Source organism: Micromonospora sp. WMMD1274, assembly GCF_049179035.1.
Lineage (GTDB): Bacteria > Actinomycetota > Actinomycetes > Mycobacteriales > Micromonosporaceae > Micromonospora > Micromonospora tulbaghiae.
This window is the reverse complement of the sequence record NZ_JBMHMG010000001.1, coordinates 6,642,364-6,659,652: the sequence shown is the minus strand read 5'-3', so window position 1 is coordinate 6,659,652 and position 17,289 is coordinate 6,642,364. Positions and strand designations below refer to the sequence as shown.

Sequence of the window (17,289 nt, the reverse complement as noted above, 5' to 3'; positions counted from 1 at the left end):
GTCAGTCGGTGGGCAGGAGCGGACGCATGAACGTGCGCTCGTACCGCAGGACGCAGCCCGACTCGTCGCGGATCCGGTCGGCGGCGACGAACTCCGGGTCCACCCCGAACCGGGCACGGTACTGCTCGTACGCCGCCAGGCTCTCGAAGCTGAACAGCGCCTCGGCCCGGTCGCTGGCGCCCTCGGCGGGCAGGAAGTAGCCGTGGTGCACGCCGCCGTGCCGTGCCACCAGCCGCATCCAGGCGCGGGCGAAGCGCTCGAACGCCTCGATCTGCGCGGGGTCGATCGTGTAGTGCACGACGCAGGTGATCACGCGGCCACGATAGCGACGCCCGGCCCCCGGGCGCTCAGGCCGCGGAGCGGCGGTCGCCGGGGTCGGTCGTGTCGGCGAGCCCGGCGTACCGCCCCCGGTGGTAGAGCAGGGGCGAACCGACGTCGGCGTGCCGCAGCAGTTCCGGTTCGGCCAGCACGACGGTGTGGTCCCCGACGACGACCCGGTCCACCACCCGGCACAGCAGCCAGGCCAGCGTGTCGTCGAGGACCGGCACCCCTTCCGGGCCGGGCCGCCACCGGGTCGGCTCGGCGAACCGGTCGATCCCGCTGGTGGCGAACCTCCGGGCCACCTCGTGCTGGCCGTGCCCGAGCAGGTGCACACCGACGTGCCGCGCCCGGGACACCACCGGCCAGCTCGACGAGCCCAGGTCCAGGCAGAACGAGACGATCGGCGGTCGCAGCGACACAGCGGTGAACGAGGTGGCGGTGAACCCGGCCGCGGGCGGTCCGGCGGCGGTGACCACCGTGACTGTGCTGGCCTGGTGGCGCAGCAGCGTCCGCAGCGCGTCGGCGTCGGCGTCGACCGGGGTGTCGGCGGGCTCGGGCACGGCGTTCCTCCAAGGTGTACGGGGACGGACGGCGGTCAGACCGTGAAGCCGTGGAACAGCACCGACGCCAGTCCGAGGGCCAGCACCAGGTTGAACACGGTGGCGGCGCCGAACACGGTCACCGGCCGCCAGCCGGCCTCGCGCAGCGACGACACGCGGACCTCCAGGCCGATGCTGACGAAGGCCAGGATGAGGAACCAGACCCGCAGGTCGGTGACGATCGCCATGGTGGCCTTGCCGTCCGACCCGGCCGCGTCGAGGTACCAGGTGGCGATCACCGAGGCGGCGACGAACCCGAGGACGAACTTCGGGAACCGGCGCCACAGCTCGCCCAGCCCGGGGCGCGGCGCGTCCGGGCGGCGCTCCACCCGCAGCGCGAAGTACGCGGTGAGCGCCACCGCGACCACGCCCATCAGCGCGTTCTGGGTGACCTTGACGATGCTGGCGATCTGGAGCGCGTCCTCACCGGCGAGCGCGCCGGCCGCGGTGACGGCGGCGGTGGTGTCGATGTTGCCGCCGATCCACGCGCCGGCGACCGCGTCGGAGAGGCCGAGCACGTCGGCCAGCCAAGGCAGCAGGAAGATCGACGGCAGCGCGAACGCGATGACCAGGCTGGCCGTGTACGCGAGCTGTTCGCGGCGTGCCCGTACCGCACCGGCGGCGGCGATGGCGGCGCTGACTCCGCAGATCGACACCGCCGAGGCGAGCAGTGCCCGCAGCTTCTCGTCCAGGCCGAACCGCCCGGCCAGCCACCAGGTGAACAGGAACACGCCGCTGATCAGCAGCAGCGCCTGGGCGATGGCGGGCCCGGCGGCGCTCGCGATGACGGCGAGGTTGATCGAGGCGCCGAGCAGCACCAGACCGGTCTTGATGAAGAACTCGGTACGGAACGCGGCGGAGATCCGGTCCCGCAGCCCGGTCACCGTGACGACCAGGTTGCCGAGCAGGCCGAGCAGGATCGCGTAGACCGGGTACTCGACCGCGCCGGCCACGTCCTCGATGGCGCTGCCCTCGGCCCAGACCGGCACGTTCTGTTCGAGGTACCGGGTGAGCGCGGCGAGACCCAGCACCACCAGCAGGCCCAGGCCGGTCCAGGCCCAGAACGCGCCGGTGCGCAGGTCGGCCCGGGGTGGCGCGACCGCGGGCGTACCGGCGGGTCGGTCCACCGGGGTCGCGGCGGCCGGGGCATCCGCGGTGGAGGCCGCGGGCGGCCCGGCGGCGGTGCTGCGGACGGCGGGTTCCGGGGCGGCGGCCATCACGGCACCAGCCCGGCGGGGATCGCACCGGCCAGCACCAGGAGCAGCAGCGCGAGGCCGAGGACGGTGGCGGCCCAGTCCTCGCTGAAGGCGAGCCGGGACGTGCGTGCGGTGGGCGGTTCGGGTGGCGTGGGCGCGTTGCTCATGAGGGGCTCCTACGGGTACGCGCGGGCGACGGAGGGCAGCCGGAGGCGACGGGTGACGGGGGATCATCGACCCAGTGAGAGTTTCCTACTTAACTAGTAGGATTACAAGGTCTTCCCGGGCTCCGGCTCGTCGGCGGCGCGGGCGGCCACCACCACCGAGATGCCGTCGAGCACCCGCTGGAGACCGAACTCGAAGGCGTGGTCCGGTCCGTACGCCCCGCCGTGCGCCATCCCGGCGGCGGTGCCGACCCGCGCGGCGAGCGGAAAACTGCCGGCGGTCATGAACTTCTCCAGCCAGGGGCCGTGCGTCTGCCACCACTGGTCGTCGGTCATCCCGGTCTCACGTTCCAGCTCGGCCACGTCCAGCGCGCCCCGGGCCGCGTTCTTGGCGTGCCCCAGCAGGAGCGTGAGAACGGCGTCCATCTCCACGTCGTCGAGCCCGATGTCTGCGACCGCGTGCAGTTCGTAGTCGTACTTGGCGAGCACGTTCGGGCCGAGCACCGGCCGGGTCGTCTCGGCGCGCAGCAGCCACGGGTGGGCCCGGTAGAGCGCGAGGTTGTCCCGGGCGATGCGCTCCAGCCGGCCGCGCCAGCCGCCCGGCACGTCGGCCGGGCGCGGCAGGTCACCGAGGACGGTGTCCACCATGACGTCGAGCAGTTCCGCCTTGCCCGGCACGTACGTGTAGACGGACATGGTGCCGACGCCGAGCGCCTCGCTGACCCGGCGCATGGTGAGCGCGTCGATGCCCTCGGCGTCGGCGATCTCGATCGCGGTGCGCACGATCCGGTCGACGCTGAGGCCGGGACCGGCGCCGCGGCTGGCCGGCTCCCGGGTACGCCAGAGAAGGGCCAGGCTGCGGGCGGGATCGGCCTTGCGCCGGCGCTCCTTCGACATGGTGCCGTCATCCTACCGGCCGCGCCGGGCACCGGCCGCCGGCGGGACGCCGGAAATGGGGAGCCCGAGAATTGTCCGCGCAAAAAGAATGGCGGGTTCTCCCGCCACTACCAACATATAGCGCACCCCCGGTCTTGCCGCAAGACCCGGGTGACGGCGCACAATTGCCGGCCGTAACCCATTGCCGAGGCATTCGAAAAGCCGCGAAGAGCGGAGGCTCGGCCGTGCCCGTGATCGGAGACGAGTTGAATCTGCCCACCACAAGCGTTTTCGATCTTCCTGAGCGTCTGTCGGCGAAGGCCGACCCGGACCTGATCGCCGCCGACGAGCGGCACTTCGCCGCCATCGCGGACAGTCTGCGCCGCTCGATCGCCGACCTGACCGACCGGCTCGACGCGACGCGCCGGGCCGCGGGCGGCCGGGGCCGGCAGGCGGTCGACCGGGACCAGGAGGTCCGGCGGCTGAGCGCGCGCCTGCGTACGCTGCGCCGTTACGGCCTGGACCTGTGCCTGGGCCGGATGGTCGGCGCGGACGGCGCGGCCCCGGTGTACGTGGGCCGGCTCGGCCTGACCGACGGTGCGGGCGGCCGGCTGCTGCTGGACTGGCGCTCCCCCGCCGCCGAGCCGTTCTTCGGCGCGACCCACGCCGACCCGATGGGCCTGGTCAGCCGCCGCCGGTACCGGTGGAGCGGAGGCCGGATCACCGACTACTGGGACGAGGTGTTCACCGCCGACGGTCTGGCCGGGCACGCCGCGCTGGACGACCAGTCGGCGTTCATCGCCAGCCTGGGCGCGACCCGGTCGGCGCGGATGCGCGACGTGCTCGGCACCATCCAGGCCGACCAGGACGCGATCATCCGGGCCGGTTCCCGGGGCGCGCTGGTGGTCGACGGCGGTCCCGGCACCGGCAAGACGGTGGTGGCGCTGCACCGCACCGCGTACCTGCTGCACGCCGACCCGCGGCTGGGCGAGCGCCGGGGCGGGGTGCTGGTGGTCGGGCCGCACCAGCCGTACCTGAACTACGTCTCCGACGTGCTGCCCAGCCTGGGCGAGGAGGACGTGCAGATCTGCACCCTGGCCGACCTGGTGCCGGAGGGCGCGGCGGCGGCGCCGGAGACCGACCCGGAGGTGGCCCGGCTGAAGGCGTCCGCGGACCCGGTGCGGGCGGTCGACGCCGCGGTCCGCTTCTACGAGGAGCCACCCACGACCGGGACGACTGTCGGTGTCGGGGACGCCGAGCTGGGGCTGACCGCCGACGACTGGAGGACGGCGTTCGAGGCGGCCGGGCCGGGCGTCCCGCACAACGAGGCCCGTGACGACGTGTGGGAGGAACTGCTCACGATCCTGGTGGAGAAGTACCGCGGCGACGAGCCGGAGGAGGCGGTGCGCCGGGCCCTGGGACGCGACCGCGAACTGGCCACCGCGTTCGGCCGGGCGTGGCCGCTGCTCGACCCGCTCGACGTGGTCGCCGACCTGTGGTCGGTGCCGGCCTACCTGCGCCGGTGCGCACCCTGGCTGAGCGTCGAGGAGATCCGTACGCTGCGGCGGGCCGACGCCCGGGCGTGGACGGTGGCGGACCTGCCGTGGCTGGACGCGGCCCGGCGGCGGGTCGGTGACCCGGAGGCGTCGCTGCGGCGGCGCCGCGACGAGGCGGTGCTGGCCGCGCAGCGCGTCGAGATGGACACGGTGGTCGACGCGCTGATCGCGTCGCACGCCTACGACGACGGCGAGGGTCTGATGACCATGCTGTACGGCGAGGACATGCGGACCAGCCTGGTCGACTCCAGCGCGTTGAGCGCGGCGGATCCGGACCTGCTGGCGGGGCCGTTCGCGCACGTCGTGGTGGACGAGGCGCAGGAGCTGACCGACGCGCAGTGGCAGATGCTGCTGGCGCGCTGTCCGTCGCGCAGTTTCACGGTGGTCGGTGACCGGGCGCAGGCGCGGCACGGGTTCACCGAGTCGTGGCCGGAGCGGCTGGCGCGGGCCGGGTTCGACCGGGTCGAGGTGGCGACGCTGACCGTCAACTACCGCACCCCGGCGCAGGTGATGGCGGCGGCCGAGCCGGTGATCCGGGCCGTCCTCCCGGACGCCAACGTGCCCACGTCCATCCGCGACGGCGCCCCCGTGCGGTACGGCGACCGCGCCGAGCTGCGCGCGGTGGTGGACGGCTGGCTCGCCGCCCACGCCGAGGGCGTCGCGTGCGTCATCGGCGATCCGGCGTTCCCGGCCTCGGACCGGGTCCGGTCGCTGAGCCCGGTGCTCGCCAAGGGGCTGGAGTTCGACCTGGTGGTGCTGGTCGACCCGGAGTCGTTCGGCGACGGGATCGCCGGGGCCGTGGACCGGTACGTCGCGATGACCCGGGCCACCGGCGAGCTGGTCGTGCTCACCGGGCCGTGACCGGCGCCCCGGGGGGCGGCACGCTGCCGCCCCCCGGGGTCCGGCTCAGCGGCTCAGCGCCCGGTAGCGGCGCAGCGACAGCGGCAGGAACACCGCGACGAGCACCAGCGGCCACAGCACCGCCAGCAGCGGGTGGTGTGCGGCCACCCACGAGTCGCCGCCCCAGCCGGGGTTGCCGAACAGCTCCCGGGTGGCCCCGACGGTCGCGGACAGCGGGTTCCACTCGGCGACCGCGCCCAGCCATGCGGGCATGGTGGACGGCGCCACGAACGCGCTGGACAGGAAGCCGAGCGGGAACTCCAGCGTCTGCACGGCGGTGACCGCGCTCTGCCCCTTCACGGTCAGGCCGAGGAAGATGCCCACCCAGACCAGCGCGAACCGCAGCAGCAGGATCAGCCCGAGCGCGCCGAGCGTGTCGCCGAGGTCGCCGCGCGCCCGCCACCCGACCGCCAGGCCGACACCCAGCATGACCGCGAGCGTCACCACCGCGAACATCAGGTCGGCGGCCGCGCGGCCGAGCAGCGGGGCCAACCGGGACACCGGCATGGACCGCAGCCGGTCGGTGACGCCGCGGTCCAGGTCCGCCGAGACCGCCATGGTGGTCATGCTGATGCCGAAGACCATGGTCATGGCGAACATGCCCGGCATCAGGAACTCGCGGTAGCTGCCGCCGCCGGGCACCTGGAGCGCGCCGCCGAACAGGTACGCGAACATCAGCACCATCAGGATGTCGAAGCCCAGCGAGCCGATCAGCGGGCCGGGCTCGCGCCGCCAGTGCGCCAGCGCGCGCCCGGTGAGCGTCAGGCCGTCACCGGCCAGGGACGGGCGCCGGGCCGGGGTCACCGTCGCGGTCACGCGGTCACCTCCACGCCGGTACGGGCGGCGGACGGCGCGCCGGTGAGCTGGAGGAACACCTCGTCCAGTGTGGGTCGCCGCAGCGCCACGTCGGCCACGCCGACGCCGTCGGCGTCGAGTGCGCGCAGCACCTCGGTCAGCGCGCCGGCCCGGTCGCCGACCTGGGCGCTGACCGCCCGCCGGTCCGGGTCGACCGCCGGTTCGGCGTGGGCGACCGCGCGCAGCCGTCCGGCGGCGGTGGCGAGGTCGGCGACGTCGCGGACGACCAGTTCGATCCGGTCGCCGCCGAGGCGGGACTTCAGTGCGTCCGGGGTGCCCTCGGCGATCACCCGGCCGGCGTCGAGCACGCAGACGCGGTCGGCGAGTTGGTCGGCCTCGTCCAGGTACTGCGTGGTGAGCAGCACCGTGGTGCCGGCGCGTACCAGGTCGCGTACCGCCTCCCACACCTCGTTGCGCCCGCGCGGGTCGAGCGCGGTGGTCGGCTCGTCGAGGAACAGCACCGACGGCGCGAGGATCATGCCGGCGGCCAGGTCGAGCCGGCGGCGCATGCCACCGGAGTACATGCGTACCGGCCGCCCGCCGGCGTCGGCGAGCCCGAACCGGTCGAGCAGTTCGTCGGCGCGCCGTCTCGCCCCGGCCCGGTCCAGGTGGAACAGGCGGCCGAAGATGACCAGGTTCTCCCGCCCGCTCAGTGCCTCGTCCACGGCCGGGTGCTGCCCGACCAGGCCGATGCGGTGGCGTACCCGGTCGGCCTGGTCCGCCACGTCGAAGCCGGCGACCTCGGCCCGCCCGGCGTCGAAGCGCAGCAGCGTGGCCAGGATGCGGACGGCTGTGGTCTTGCCGGCGCCGTTCGGGCCGAGCAGCCCGCACACGGTGCCGGGTGGCACCCGCAGGTCGAATCCGTCCAGCGCGACCGTGTCCCCGTACCGCTTGCGCAGGCCCTCCGCGAGGATCGCGTGTTCCACGTCTGTGCCCCCTCCGTCGACGAGGGCACTAACGTACAACGTACGGTAGGGCGTCCGCCAATGATTTCAGTCGACGATGCGGTGCTCCCACGCCCAGACCGCGATCTCGGTACGGTTGCGCAGGCCGAGCTTCGTCTGCACCGCGGAGACGTGGCTCTTGACGGTGCTCAGCGAGATGAACAGCTCCGCGCCGATCTCCAGGTTCGTCCGGCCCCGGGCGATCTCGCGTACCACCTCGACCTCCCGCTCCGACAGCGCCGGGCGGTGCTCGTCACGCGGCGGCGCAGGCGGGGTCAGGTGACGCAGCAGCCGGACCGTCACCGACGGGGACACGAGCGCGTCGCCCTGGTACGCCGCCCGCACCGCCTCCACCAGCAGCGCCGGTCCGGCGTCCTTGAGCAGGAACCCGGCCGCTCCCCCGCGCAGCGCGCCGTAGACGTACTCGTCCAGGTCGAACGTGGTGACCACGACGACGCGCAGCGGGTCGGCCACCCCGGGCCCGGCGAGCGCCCGGGTCACCTGGAGACCGTCGAGCCGCGGCATCCGGATGTCCACCAGGCAGACGTCGGGGCGCAGCCGGCGGGCCTGGGCGACCGCGTCGACGCCGTCGGCCGCCTCGGCCACCACCGAGATGTCCGGCTGGTCCTCCAGGATCAGCCGCAGCCCGCCGCGGACCATCGCCTGGTCGTCGGCGAGCAGCACCCGGATCGTCATCACGCCCTCCCGTTCGGCACTACCGCCCGCACCGACCACCCGGCGCCGTCCGGGCGGGGACCGGCGCGCAGCGAGCCGCCGAGGGCCTCGACCCGCTCACGCAGGCCGATCAGGCCGTATCCGTCCCGGGACCCGGCGGGCGCGCCGGACGCGTCGTCGGTCACCTCGACCACCACGGCGTCCGGCTCCCGCGCCACGTCCACAGTGACCTGGGCGGCGTGCGGCGCGTGGCGCGCCACGTTCGTCAGCGCCTCCCGGACGATCCGGTGCACGGTGCTGGTGACCTCCGGCGGCCAGGCCGTCTGTTCCGGCAGCCGCAGCCGCACCGGCGGGCCCTGCCGGCGGAACCGCTCGACCAGTTCCTCGATCTGCTCCGTGCCGGCCGAGGCCGGGGGTGCGTCAGCGGTGTCCCGCAGCAGCCCGACCAGGCGGCGCATGGCCCGCATCGCCTCGCCGCCGGCCGCCTCGATGCCGGCCAGCGACTCCGTGGCGCGCGCCGGATCCCGGCGCCCGACCAGGTGGGCGGCCTGCGCCTGCACCACCATGCCGGTGACGTGGTGGGCCACCACGTCGTGCAGTTCCCGGGCCAGCTCCAGCCGCTCGTCGCGGCGTACCCGCTCGGCGGTGACCTTCGCCCGCTCGTCGAGCAGCCGCAACGTGAGCCCGGCGGCGACCCCGCCGAGCCAGCACAGGGCGTTGAGCGCCACCACCCCGGACCCGCCCGCCCCCGGCCGGGCGGCCGGCCACGCCCCGGCCGCCACCACGAGCCCACCGGCGGCGATCAGCCCGGCGGGCGGCGGCGGCAGCGCGCGTACCGCCGATCCGACCAGGACGGCCGACGCCAGCGCCAGCGCGGGCCCCGGCTCGGTGGGCAGGTCGAACAGCCGGGCCGCGGCGACTGCCGACCCGGCGACGACGAGTCCGGCGACGGCCGTGACGACGCGCTGCCGGTGGCGTACCAGAGCGAGCGCGCCGACCACGACGGCGGCCGTGCCGCCGGCGAACCAGTACCGCAGTCCCCAGCTCGCGGCGATCGCGACCGCCTGGACGCCGATCGCGGCGAGCAGCACCACGGCGAGCCCCGCCGTCGCCGCCACCCGGGTGAGCCGTTCGGTAGCCATGCCCAGCACGCTAGGAGATCGCGGGCCGCAGCGGACCGGCCGAAAGTAGGGGCCGCCGCGCGCCGGACCCTGCTCCGGACCGATGCCCGCCGGTCCCGGCGTGCCCAGGATGAGCCGCATGCATCCACCACTCGCCCTGCACGCCGAGCGGCTGACCAAACGGTACGGCCGCCGCACCGCGCTTGCCGACTGCGACCTGAGCGTTCCGCGCGGGCACGTGGTCGGCCTGGTCGGCCCCAACGGCGCCGGAAAGTCCACGCTGCTGCAACTGGCCTGCGGGCTGATCGCGCCCACCTCGGGTTCGCTGACGGTGCTCGGCTCGCCGCCGGCCGCCGACGCCGCGCACCTGGCCCGAGTCGGCTTCGTCGCCCAGGACACGCCGGTGTACGCCTCCCTCACCGTGGCCGAGCACCTGCGGATGGGCGCCTGGCTGAACCCGTCCTGGGACGCGGCGCTGGCCCGGCGGCGCGTCGACGAGGTCGGCCTCGACCCGGCGCAGAAGGCGGGCCGGCTCTCCGGCGGCCAGCGCGCGCAACTGGCCCTCGCGCTGGCCGCCGCGAAGCGCCCCGAACTGCTGATCCTCGACGAGCCGGCCGCCGCGCTGGACCCCCTCGCGCGCCGCGAGTTCATGCACGGGCTGGCCGGCTTCGTGCGGGAACTCGGCGCCGGGGCGGTGCTCTCCTCGCACCTGCTCGGCGACGTGGCGCAGGTCTGCGACCACCTGGTCGTGCTCTGCGCCGCCCGGGTTCAGGTGGCCGGCCCGGTCCCGGACCTGCTCGCCACGCACCGCAAGACCGCCGCCGCGCCCGCCGGGGCCGAGGTGGTCTGGGCCGAGCCCGGCCGCGCCGTGGTCCGGGGCCCGGCGGTACGCGACGGCACGCCGGTCACGCTGGAGGAGCTGGTCCTGGCGTACCTGTCCCGGGCCGCCGCCCGCCCGGCGGTGACCCGATGATCCGGATGACGCTGCGGCAGTTCCGCCTTCCGGCGCTCGTCGGCGTCGTCGCACTGATGCTGGCCGGCGCCTACCTGCTGCGTCTCGGCGCGGACATCCGGGCCGTGCCCGATCCGGCCCGGCTGCCCGACCGGTACGCGCAGACGATGCTGTTCCTCGCCGGCGGGTTCGCGCTGGTACCCGCGCTGATCGGCGCGTTCTGGGGCGCGCCGCTGGTGGCCCGGGAACTGGAGCAGGGCACGCACCGGCTGGTGTGGAACCAGAGCGTGCCGCGCCGCCGCTGGCTGGCGGTCAAGCTGGCGGTGCTGTCGGTGGCCGCCGCGCTCGTCGCCGGTGTGCTCGGCGCGCTGCTGACCTGGGCGGCCGCGCCCGTCGACCGGGTCGCCGGCGACCGGTTCAGCACCGTGCTGTTCGGCGCGCGCGGCATCGCGCCGGTCGGGTACGCCGTGTTCGGCCTCGTCCTCGGCGTGGTGGCCGGGCTGGTGCTGCGCCGCACCCTGCCGGCCATGGCAGTAGTGTTCCTGGCCGTGGTCGTGGTGCAGCTCGCGGTGCCGAACCTGCTGCGCCCGCACTACCTGCCGCCGGAGCGGGTCACCGTGCCGATGACCGCGGAGGCGGTCAACCGGGCCTGCAACCTGGGCAGCATCACCGGCTCGCCGGTCGTCGGCGGGCTGGACGTGCCGGGCGCGTGGGTCACCGACATCAGCCCGCTGCGGACCGCCGACGGGCGGCAGCTCTCCGACGAGGCGTTCGGCACCTGTTTCCGTGACCCGCCGCGCACCGGCGCCAGCGGCACGTTCGGCGACACGGCGGTCTGCCTCGGCAAGCTCGACCTGCACGTGGACCTGGCCTACCAGCCGAACCGCCGGTTCTGGGCGTTCCAGTGGATCGAGCTGGCGCTGCACCTCGGCGCGGCCGGTCTGCTGGCGGCGTTCGGCCTGTGGCACGTCCGGAGACGGGCCGGCTGAGCGGACGGGGGCGGACGGTCCGGGCGCCACGCGCGCCCGGACCGCCGTACCTAGCGCTTCAGCAGCGCACGCAGCGCCTCGGCGATCTCGCCCGGCGCCTCCTCGGCCATGAAGTGCCCGGCCGTGGTGGTGCGGTGCTCCAGGTCCGGGGCCCACGCCCGCCACACCGCCGCCGCGTCGTAGCCGAGCGCTGCGCCCCAGTCCTGCTGGATGACGGTGACCGGCATGGCCAGCCGTCGCCCGGCGTCCCGGTCCGCCCGGTCGTGCGCCACGTCGATCCCGGCCGACGCCCGGTAGTCCGCGACGATCGAGTCGACCGCCTCCCGGGAGGCCCGCAGGTACTCGGCACGCACCTCGGCCGGCATGGCCGCCGGGTCACCGGCCCAGGCGTCGAGGAAGTGCCCGAAGAACGCGTCGGCGCTGCCCGCGATCATCCTCTCGGGCAGGCCGGGCGGCTGGGCCATCAGGTAGAGGTGGAACGCCACCGACGCGGACACGCCGTGCAGCACGTCCCACATGTCGAGGGTGGGCAGCACGTCCAGCGACGCCAGGTGGGTGACGGTGTCCGGGTGGTCCAGACCGGCCCGGACCGCGACCAGGGCGCCCCGGTCGTGCCCGGCGAGCGCGAACCGCTCGTGGCCGAGCGCGCGGGCCACCGCCACCACGTCGGCGGCCATGGTCCGCTTGCTGTACGTGTCCTCGGTGGCGGCGGCCGGCTTGTCGCTGGCGCCGTAGCCGCGCAGGTCCGGGCAGATCACCGTGTGCTCGCCGGCCAGGTCGGCGGCGACGTGCCGCCACATCAGGTGGGTCTGCGGGAAGCCGTGCAGCAGCACGACCGGGCTGCCCGAGCCACCCACTGCCACGTTCAGCGTCACGCCCTCGGCGACCGGAACGCGCTGGTAGTCGAATCCCGCGATGGCGGTGCTCATCTCGATCCCTCTTTCGTCTCGTCGTACCGGTCCAGCGTGGCGGCGCCGGATGAGCAACCGATGAGCGCGATACGGTGACCCCTGGTCGAGGAGGGTCGGTGCCTGTCGGTTTCGGTGTGCTGGGTCCGGTGACGGCCTGGGACGACGCCGGTGCGCCGGTCGACCTCAAGGGGCCCCGGCACCGGGCCGTGCTGGCGCGGCTGGTCGCCGCCCGGGGCCGGACCGTGCCGGTCGGGCAGATCGTCGACGACCTGTGGGACGACCCGCCGGCCGGCGCGGTGGGCGCCGTCCGCACGTTCGTCGCGGCGCTGCGCCGCCGCCTGGAACCGCACCGTCCGCCACGCGAGCCGGCCCGGCTGCTGGTCACCGACGGACCGGGGTACGCGCTGCGCGCCGAACCGGACACCGTCGACGCCTGGCGGTTCGAGGACACCGTCACCGCAGCGGCCGACACGCCGCCCCGGGCCGCGCTCGACCGGCTCGACGAGGCGCTGAGCTGGTGGCGCGGACCCGCGTACGCCGACTTCGACCAGCCGTGGGCACACGCCGAACGGTCCCGGCTCGACCAGATCCGGCTCACCGCCGTGGAGCGCCGGGCCGAAGCGCTGCTGGCGCTGGACCGGGCCGCCGACGCCGTACCCGATCTCGACGCCCACGTCGCGGCGTACCCGTGGCGGGAAGAGGGGTGGGCGCTGCTGGCGTCGGCGCTCTACCGGGCCGGACGGCAGGCCGACGCGCTCGCCGTGCTGCGCCGGGCCCGGGAACTGCTGCGCGACCAGCTCGGCCTCGACCCGGGACCGCGGCTGCGGCGGCTGGAGACCGACCTGCTGCGCCAGGCCGAACCCGAACCGACCGGTCCGGCGCGGGTCTGGGCGGAGACCGCCGCCGCGTACGAGCGCAGTGTGGTGCCCGGCGCGCGGGCCCGGCTGGAGTCGACGGTCGGAATGCTGCGCAGCCTCGCCGTCACCGGGCCGGGCGGACTGGAGGCCGCCCGGGACCAGCGTGAGGCGGCCATCACCGCGGCCGAGCACCTGGGCGACCCGGAGTTCACCGCGCGGGTGATCGGCGGATACGACGTACCGGCGATCTGGACCCGCTCGGACGACCCGGCGCAGGCCGCCCGGGTGGTCGCGGCGGCGCAGCGGGCGCTGGCCGGGCTGGGCCCGGACGCGCCCGAGGCGACCCGCGCCCGGCTGCTGGCCACCGTCGCCATCGAGTCCCGCGGTACGGCGTCGCCCGGACCGGCGCAGGCGGCGCGGGAGGCGGAGGCGATCGCCCGCCGGGTGGCCGACCCGGCGCTGCTGGCGCAGGCGCTCAACGGCGTGTACATGCAGACGTTCCACCGGGCCGGGCTGGCCGCCGAGCGGGACGCGATCGGCGCCGAACTGGTCGCGCTCGCCGCCCGGCACGGCCTGGCCACAGCCGAGATCCTCGGGCACCTGATCCGGGTGCAGGCGCGCGGCGCGCTCGCCGACTTCACCGCCGCCGACGCGCACGCCGACGCGGCGGACCGGCTCGCCGCCCGGCACGAGAGCCCGCTCGTCGGCGTGTTCACCGGCGGCTACCGGGCCATGCGGACCGCCGCCACCGGCGCCGCGTATCCGCAGGCGGAGGCCGCGTACCGGTCGTGGGCGACCGCGCTGGCCGGCTGCGGAATGCCGGGTGTGGAACGCGGGCTGCTGCCGCTGGCCCTGCTCTGCCTGCGGGTGTGGCACGACCTGCCCGCCGCCTTCCCCGACGACACCGACTGGGGCCCGTACGCGCCCTGGGCCCGCCCGCTGCTCCTGCTCGCCGACGGCCGCCGGAAGGAGGCCGCCACGGCGTTGCGCCGCACCCCGGCGCCACCGCGTGACCTGCTGCTGGAGGCGCTGTGGTGCCTGACCGGCCGCGCCGCCGTAGCGCTGGGTGATCGGAACGCGATGCTCCAGGCGCGGGACGCGCTCGCCCCGGCGGCGGCGGAGCTGACCGGGGCCGGCAGCGGCCTGCTCACCGCCGGGCCGGTCGCCGCGCACCTGGACCGCCTCGACGCCGCACTCGGCGTGTCCGACGGCCAGGACGGTTCATGAGGGCGGCTCGCAAGGAACGTGTCCTCGGCTAGGGTGCGGCGATGGACGAGCTGAGGCACCTGTTCCGGCGCGCCGCCGACCACGCGGCCGGCTACCGGCTGTCACTGCCGGACCGGCCGGTCGGCGTACCCGTGGACCAGGCCGCGCTGACCCGGGCGTTCGCCGGCCCGCTGCCGGACGCGCCCACCCCGCCCGAACAGGTGCTCGCGGAGCTGGTGGCCGCCGCCGAACCGGGACTCGTGGCCACCGCCGGGCCGCGCTACTTCGGCTTCGTCATCGGCGGCGCCTCGCCGGCCGCCACCGCCGCCGACATGCTGGCCGCCGGGTGGGACCAGAACGCGTTCAACGCCGTCACCTCCCCCGCCGCGGTGGCCGCCGAGACGGCCGCCGGCACCTGGCTCAAGGAGCTGCTCGGCATCCCGGCGACCGCGTCGGCCGGGTTCGTCACCGGCGGGCAGGCCGCGAACACCGCCGGACTCGCCGCCGCCCGCCACCAGGTGCTCGCCGCCGCCGGCTGGGACGTGGAACGACGCGGGCTGCACGGCGCACCGGCGGTCCGCGTGTTCGCCGGCGCCGAACGGCACGCCACCATCGACAGGTCGCTGCGGCTGCTCGGCCTCGGCACCGACGCGCTGCGCCCGGTGCCGACCGGCCCGCAGGGCGCCATCGACCCGCACGCGCTGGCGGCGGCGCTGCGCGACGCCGGTCCCGGACCGACGATCGTCTGCCTGCAGGCGGGCAACGTGAACACCGGCGCGTGCGACGACCTGCGCCGCGCCTGCGACCTGGTCCACCGGTACGGCGGCTGGGCGCACGTGGACGGCGCGTTCGGGCTGTGGGCGGCCGCCAGTCCGGCCACCCTGCACCTGGTGGACGGGCTGGAGGCGGCCGACTCGTGGGCCTGCGACGGCCACAAGTGGCTGAACGTGCCGTACGACACCGCGTTCGCGTTCTGCGCCCGGCCCGACGTGCACGCGGCGGCCATGTCGTACACGGCCGCGTACCTCGTGGGTTCCGGCGGGGTGCCCGCGGGCGCGGACCTGACCGCGGAGTCCTCCCGCCGCGCCCGTGGGTTCGCGGTCTGGGCCGGTCTGCGGGAGCTGGGCCGCGACGGCGTCGCCGCCCTTGTCGAGCGGTGTTGCGCGCTGGCCCGGCGGTTCGCCGACGGGCTGACCGCCGCCGGGTTCGAGGTGGCGAACGACGTCGTGCTCAACCAGGTGCTCGTCGGGTTCGGCGACGACGCGCGCACCGACCGGGTGGTGGCCGCCGTGCAGGCCGACGGGACGTGCTGGGCGGGCGGGACGACGTGGCGGGGCCGGCGGCTGATGCGGATCTCGGTGTCGAACGCGACCACGACGGAGGCCGACGTGGACCGGTCGGTGGCGGCGATCGCCCGGCTGGCCCGCTGAGCGGCGTCAGCCGGGCAGACGCAGCAGGTGCCGCCCGGGGAACGGGCCGCCGTGCTCGCGCTCCCAGGTGGCGAGGTGGCGCTTCTTCTCCGCAGGCGTAGGCGCGAGGAAGTCGAAGTACGCGAGGATCACCGTGCGGGCCTCGTCGACCGTGTACGACGCCCCCGACGGCACCGGTCCGAGGCTGTCCACGTTGACGCCGGTCGGCGTGCAGCGCACCACCGCGGAGTTGCCCTCGTACTCCTCGTAGTCCGAGCGCCCGGACATCACGTCGTCGATGCACTGCAGCAGCTCGAGGCAGTCCGGGGCGTAGGTCTGGATGTCGCTGACGAGCTGGGAGGCGAACGGGCGGAAACGCGCGTCGCCGCTGGTCATGGTGGGCGCGCCGTTCTGATTGCGCCCGAACTGGATGTCACCCACAGCTAGCGTCCCCCCACCGGCCAAGCCGAGTACCACGTCGTGCCACCAGGATTGTAGAAGCCCTCGACGAGCAGCCCGTTGGCCCTCCCCTGCCACTTGTTCGGGTCGTCCGGGTGCGGGCCGCCGGACCGGAACGCGCCCTCGATCGTCTCGTCGACCCGCTGCGGCGTCCAGTTGTCCGGGAAGAAGGTGCTCGAACCGCGCTTCTGACGCCAGACGCCGCCGTCGTCCTGCACGTCGACGCGGGCGCGGTACGTGCCGTCGGCGTGCCGTTCGAGGATCATCTCGCGGCCGTCCGCGTCGACGCGGACCCGGGCACCCGGCGGGTTCTCCCCCATGAACCGGTGGTGGAAGCCGGTACCCCGGGGCGGATTGGCGTTGGTGTTCACGTGACCGCGGAAGATGTGCGCGTAGCGGCGGTGCCGCATCCGGGCCCGGAGCCACTTCTCCACCGGCGTGAAGAGACCGGCCTTTCCCCGCCTACCCACCGAGCACCGCTTCGGTCGCCATGTTCAGCAACTGGTCGATGAGGACACCGGTGATGAGCTTGAAGATCGGGATCTCCAGCAGTGAGGCACCGAAGGTGACCACCGCCGTGGCGACCGCCTGTGCGATCTGGATGGCCAGGAGCGTCAGCTGCACAATCACGTTGATCTTCAACGCCAGGACGATCCCGGCGCACACCATGAGCCCGGTCCCGATGAGCGCCGCCGCGGAGGCCCCGTCGTCCAGGTTGGTCTTCGCCGAGTCGGCCGCCTGCCAGCTCGTCTGGAAACGTTCGATGGCGTCGTCGCGGTTCTGGGTCCACATCTGCTGCGCCGACCGGTCGGCGTCGGCCACCGGAGCACGGAGCCGGTCCGGGAAGGCGAGCCACGCCTGGCCCATCTCCAGCAGCTTCGTCTCGTCCGCCTCCGGCCAGGTGTAGCCGAGCATGCCGAGCAGGGACACCAGTTCTCCGGGCAGGGTCATTCCCATGTCAGCCGAGCACCTCACGGAAGCGGCCGAGGCTCTCGGTGATCATGCGTTCGGTCTCCTGGTAGTTGAGGCCCATCACCCGGCTCAGCTTGCCGATGTCCTCGATCTCGACGAGGTTCGCGTCGTAGCTCTCCAGCGCCAGGTCGCGGATCGTCTCGTACACCATCCCGATGAGCGAGCCGAGGTCGTCGTTGCCCCACGGCGTGCCGAAGGCCGCCAGCTCGGCGTCGAACGCGGACAGTGCGGTACGCATACGCTGCGCCGAGGCGACGATGTCGTCACCCGCACCGATGATCGACTCGGGATCGATCTCGATCTCGCGGGCCATCAGCGCTCCCCTCC

At 74.8% G+C, this 17,289-nt stretch carries 19 protein-coding genes; 5 read left to right on the top strand and 14 right to left on the bottom strand.

Annotated elements, in window-relative coordinates; genetic code table 11:
* Position 1 precedes the first annotated feature (1 nt).
* The 5 genes from ACN27D_RS31470 to ACN27D_RS31450 all read right to left on the bottom strand — a co-directional run bounded on the left by ACN27D_RS31470 (position 2) and on the right by ACN27D_RS31450 (position 3,177).
* Complete coding sequence (locus tag ACN27D_RS31470) at positions 2-313, bottom strand: NIPSNAP family protein (protein WP_184976505.1); 312 nt, start codon at positions 311-313, stop codon at positions 2-4.
* Between the two features lie 34 nt (positions 314-347).
* Positions 348-881, bottom strand: coding sequence for a flavin reductase family protein (locus ACN27D_RS31465; protein ID WP_421500727.1), 534 nt, complete (start codon positions 879-881; stop codon positions 348-350).
* Between the two features lie 35 nt (positions 882-916).
* Positions 917-2,137, bottom strand: coding sequence for a YeiH family protein (locus tag ACN27D_RS31460; protein ID WP_184976507.1), 1,221 nt, complete (start codon positions 2,135-2,137; stop codon positions 917-919).
* Complete coding sequence (locus ACN27D_RS31455; protein ID WP_350816573.1) at positions 2,137-2,283, bottom strand: hypothetical protein; 147 nt, start codon at positions 2,281-2,283, stop codon at positions 2,137-2,139. The genes ACN27D_RS31460 and ACN27D_RS31455 overlap by 1 nt, the downstream gene beginning before the upstream one ends.
* A gap of 102 nt (positions 2,284-2,385) precedes the next feature.
* On the bottom strand, positions 2,386-3,177 hold the full coding sequence (locus tag ACN27D_RS31450) for a TetR/AcrR family transcriptional regulator (protein ID WP_120569981.1): 792 nt from the start codon (positions 3,175-3,177) through the stop codon (positions 2,386-2,388).
* 224 nt (positions 3,178-3,401) lie between these two features.
* On the opposite strand from ACN27D_RS31450, the gene helR reads away from it, so the two are divergent.
* Positions 3,402-5,573, top strand: a complete 2,172-nt coding sequence (gene helR, locus ACN27D_RS31445; RefSeq protein WP_421500726.1) for an RNA polymerase recycling motor ATPase HelR — start codon at positions 3,402-3,404, stop codon at positions 5,571-5,573.
* 45 nt (positions 5,574-5,618) lie between these two features.
* On the opposite strand, the gene ACN27D_RS31440 is transcribed toward helR, so the two are convergent.
* From ACN27D_RS31440 to ACN27D_RS31425, 4 genes are all read right to left on the bottom strand, one after another.
* Positions 5,619-6,428, bottom strand: a complete 810-nt coding sequence (locus ACN27D_RS31440; RefSeq protein ID WP_421500725.1) for an ABC transporter permease — start codon at positions 6,426-6,428, stop codon at positions 5,619-5,621.
* Entirely contained in the window at positions 6,425-7,393 is a 969-nt protein-coding gene (locus ACN27D_RS31435; RefSeq protein ID WP_421500724.1) for an ATP-binding cassette domain-containing protein, read from the bottom strand. Before ACN27D_RS31435 ends, ACN27D_RS31440 begins: the two co-directional genes overlap by 4 nt.
* Positions 7,394-7,459: 66 nt before the next feature.
* Positions 7,460-8,107 (bottom strand): response regulator, encoded by a 648-nt coding sequence (locus ACN27D_RS31430; RefSeq protein WP_421500723.1) that lies wholly within the window; start codon positions 8,105-8,107, stop codon positions 7,460-7,462.
* Positions 8,107-9,228, bottom strand: a complete 1,122-nt coding sequence (locus ACN27D_RS31425) for a sensor histidine kinase (RefSeq protein ID WP_421500722.1) — start codon at positions 9,226-9,228, stop codon at positions 8,107-8,109. The genes ACN27D_RS31430 and ACN27D_RS31425 overlap by 1 nt, the downstream gene beginning before the upstream one ends.
* A 118-nt stretch (positions 9,229-9,346) precedes the next feature.
* Between ACN27D_RS31425 and ACN27D_RS31420 the strand changes: the two genes are divergently transcribed.
* Positions 9,347-10,180: an ABC transporter ATP-binding protein gene (locus ACN27D_RS31420; protein WP_421500721.1), complete on the top strand. Its 834-nt coding sequence runs from the start codon at positions 9,347-9,349 to the stop codon at positions 10,178-10,180.
* Positions 10,177-11,148 (top strand): ABC transporter permease subunit, encoded by a 972-nt coding sequence (locus ACN27D_RS31415; RefSeq protein ID WP_421500720.1) that lies wholly within the window; start codon positions 10,177-10,179, stop codon positions 11,146-11,148. The genes ACN27D_RS31420 and ACN27D_RS31415 overlap by 4 nt, the downstream gene beginning before the upstream one ends.
* Positions 11,149-11,198: 50 nt before the next feature.
* Here ACN27D_RS31415 and ACN27D_RS31410 read toward each other — a convergent pair whose 3' ends face one another.
* Positions 11,199-12,077: an alpha/beta fold hydrolase gene (locus ACN27D_RS31410; protein WP_364814107.1), complete on the bottom strand. Its 879-nt coding sequence runs from the start codon at positions 12,075-12,077 to the stop codon at positions 11,199-11,201.
* Between the two features lie 98 nt (positions 12,078-12,175).
* Here ACN27D_RS31410 and ACN27D_RS31405 point away from each other — a divergent pair, with 98 nt between their 5' ends.
* Both ACN27D_RS31405 and ACN27D_RS31400 read left to right on the top strand, forming a co-directional pair.
* Entirely contained in the window at positions 12,176-14,143 is a 1,968-nt protein-coding gene (locus ACN27D_RS31405; RefSeq protein WP_421500719.1) for an AfsR/SARP family transcriptional regulator, read from the top strand.
* Positions 14,144-14,184: 41 nt separating this feature from the next.
* On the top strand, positions 14,185-15,552 hold the full coding sequence (locus ACN27D_RS31400) for a pyridoxal phosphate-dependent decarboxylase family protein (RefSeq protein ID WP_421500718.1): 1,368 nt from the start codon (positions 14,185-14,187) through the stop codon (positions 15,550-15,552).
* A gap of 6 nt (positions 15,553-15,558) precedes the next feature.
* Here the strand turns inward: ACN27D_RS31400 and ACN27D_RS31395 are convergent, their stop codons facing one another.
* Genes ACN27D_RS31395 through ACN27D_RS31380 form a run of 4 tightly spaced genes read right to left on the bottom strand, consistent with a single transcriptional unit; the run spans position 15,559 to position 17,275 of the window.
* On the bottom strand, positions 15,559-15,972 hold the full coding sequence (locus ACN27D_RS31395) for a hypothetical protein (RefSeq protein ID WP_334463350.1): 414 nt from the start codon (positions 15,970-15,972) through the stop codon (positions 15,559-15,561).
* 2 nt (positions 15,973-15,974) lie between these two features.
* Positions 15,975-16,424, bottom strand: coding sequence for an EndoU domain-containing protein (locus ACN27D_RS31390; protein WP_120569991.1), 450 nt, complete (start codon positions 16,422-16,424; stop codon positions 15,975-15,977).
* Positions 16,425-16,452: 28 nt separating this feature from the next.
* Positions 16,453-16,947: a hypothetical protein gene (locus ACN27D_RS31385; protein WP_120569992.1), complete on the bottom strand. Its 495-nt coding sequence runs from the start codon at positions 16,945-16,947 to the stop codon at positions 16,453-16,455.
* 1 nt (position 16,948) lies between these two features.
* A complete protein-coding gene (locus tag ACN27D_RS31380; RefSeq protein WP_334463343.1) occupies positions 16,949-17,275 on the bottom strand; it encodes a hypothetical protein in 327 nt (108 codons plus the stop codon).
* Positions 17,276-17,289: the final 14 nt, after the last annotated feature.

Bases quoted from the DNA above. Each gene is read 5' to 3' on its own strand.
- ACN27D_RS31420 (WP_421500721.1), top strand. From the start codon at position 9,347: ATGCATCCACCACTCGCCCTGCACGCCGAGCGGCTGACCAAACGGTAC.
- ACN27D_RS31415 (WP_421500720.1), top strand. From the start codon at position 10,177: ATGATCCGGATGACGCTGCGGCAGTTCCGCCTTCCGGCGCTCGTCGGC.
- ACN27D_RS31450 (WP_120569981.1), bottom strand. From the start codon at position 3,177: ATGTCGAAGGAGCGCCGGCGCAAGGCCGATCCCGCCCGCAGCCTGGCC.
- ACN27D_RS31410 (WP_364814107.1), bottom strand. From the start codon at position 12,077: ATGAGCACCGCCATCGCGGGATTCGACTACCAGCGCGTTCCGGTCGCC.
- ACN27D_RS31425 (WP_421500722.1), bottom strand. From the start codon at position 9,228: ATGGCTACCGAACGGCTCACCCGGGTGGCGGCGACGGCGGGGCTCGCC.
- ACN27D_RS31460 (WP_184976507.1), bottom strand. From the start codon at position 2,137: ATGGCCGCCGCCCCGGAACCCGCCGTCCGCAGCACCGCCGCCGGGCCG.
- ACN27D_RS31430 (WP_421500723.1), bottom strand. From the start codon at position 8,107: ATGACGATCCGGGTGCTGCTCGCCGACGACCAGGCGATGGTCCGCGGC.
- ACN27D_RS31380 (WP_334463343.1), bottom strand. From the start codon at position 17,275: ATGGCCCGCGAGATCGAGATCGATCCCGAGTCGATCATCGGTGCGGGT.
- ACN27D_RS31385 (WP_120569992.1), bottom strand. From the start codon at position 16,947: ATGGGAATGACCCTGCCCGGAGAACTGGTGTCCCTGCTCGGCATGCTC.
- ACN27D_RS31400 (WP_421500718.1), top strand. From the start codon at position 14,185: ATGGACGAGCTGAGGCACCTGTTCCGGCGCGCCGCCGACCACGCGGCC.
- ACN27D_RS31455 (WP_350816573.1), bottom strand. From the start codon at position 2,283: ATGAGCAACGCGCCCACGCCACCCGAACCGCCCACCGCACGCACGTCC.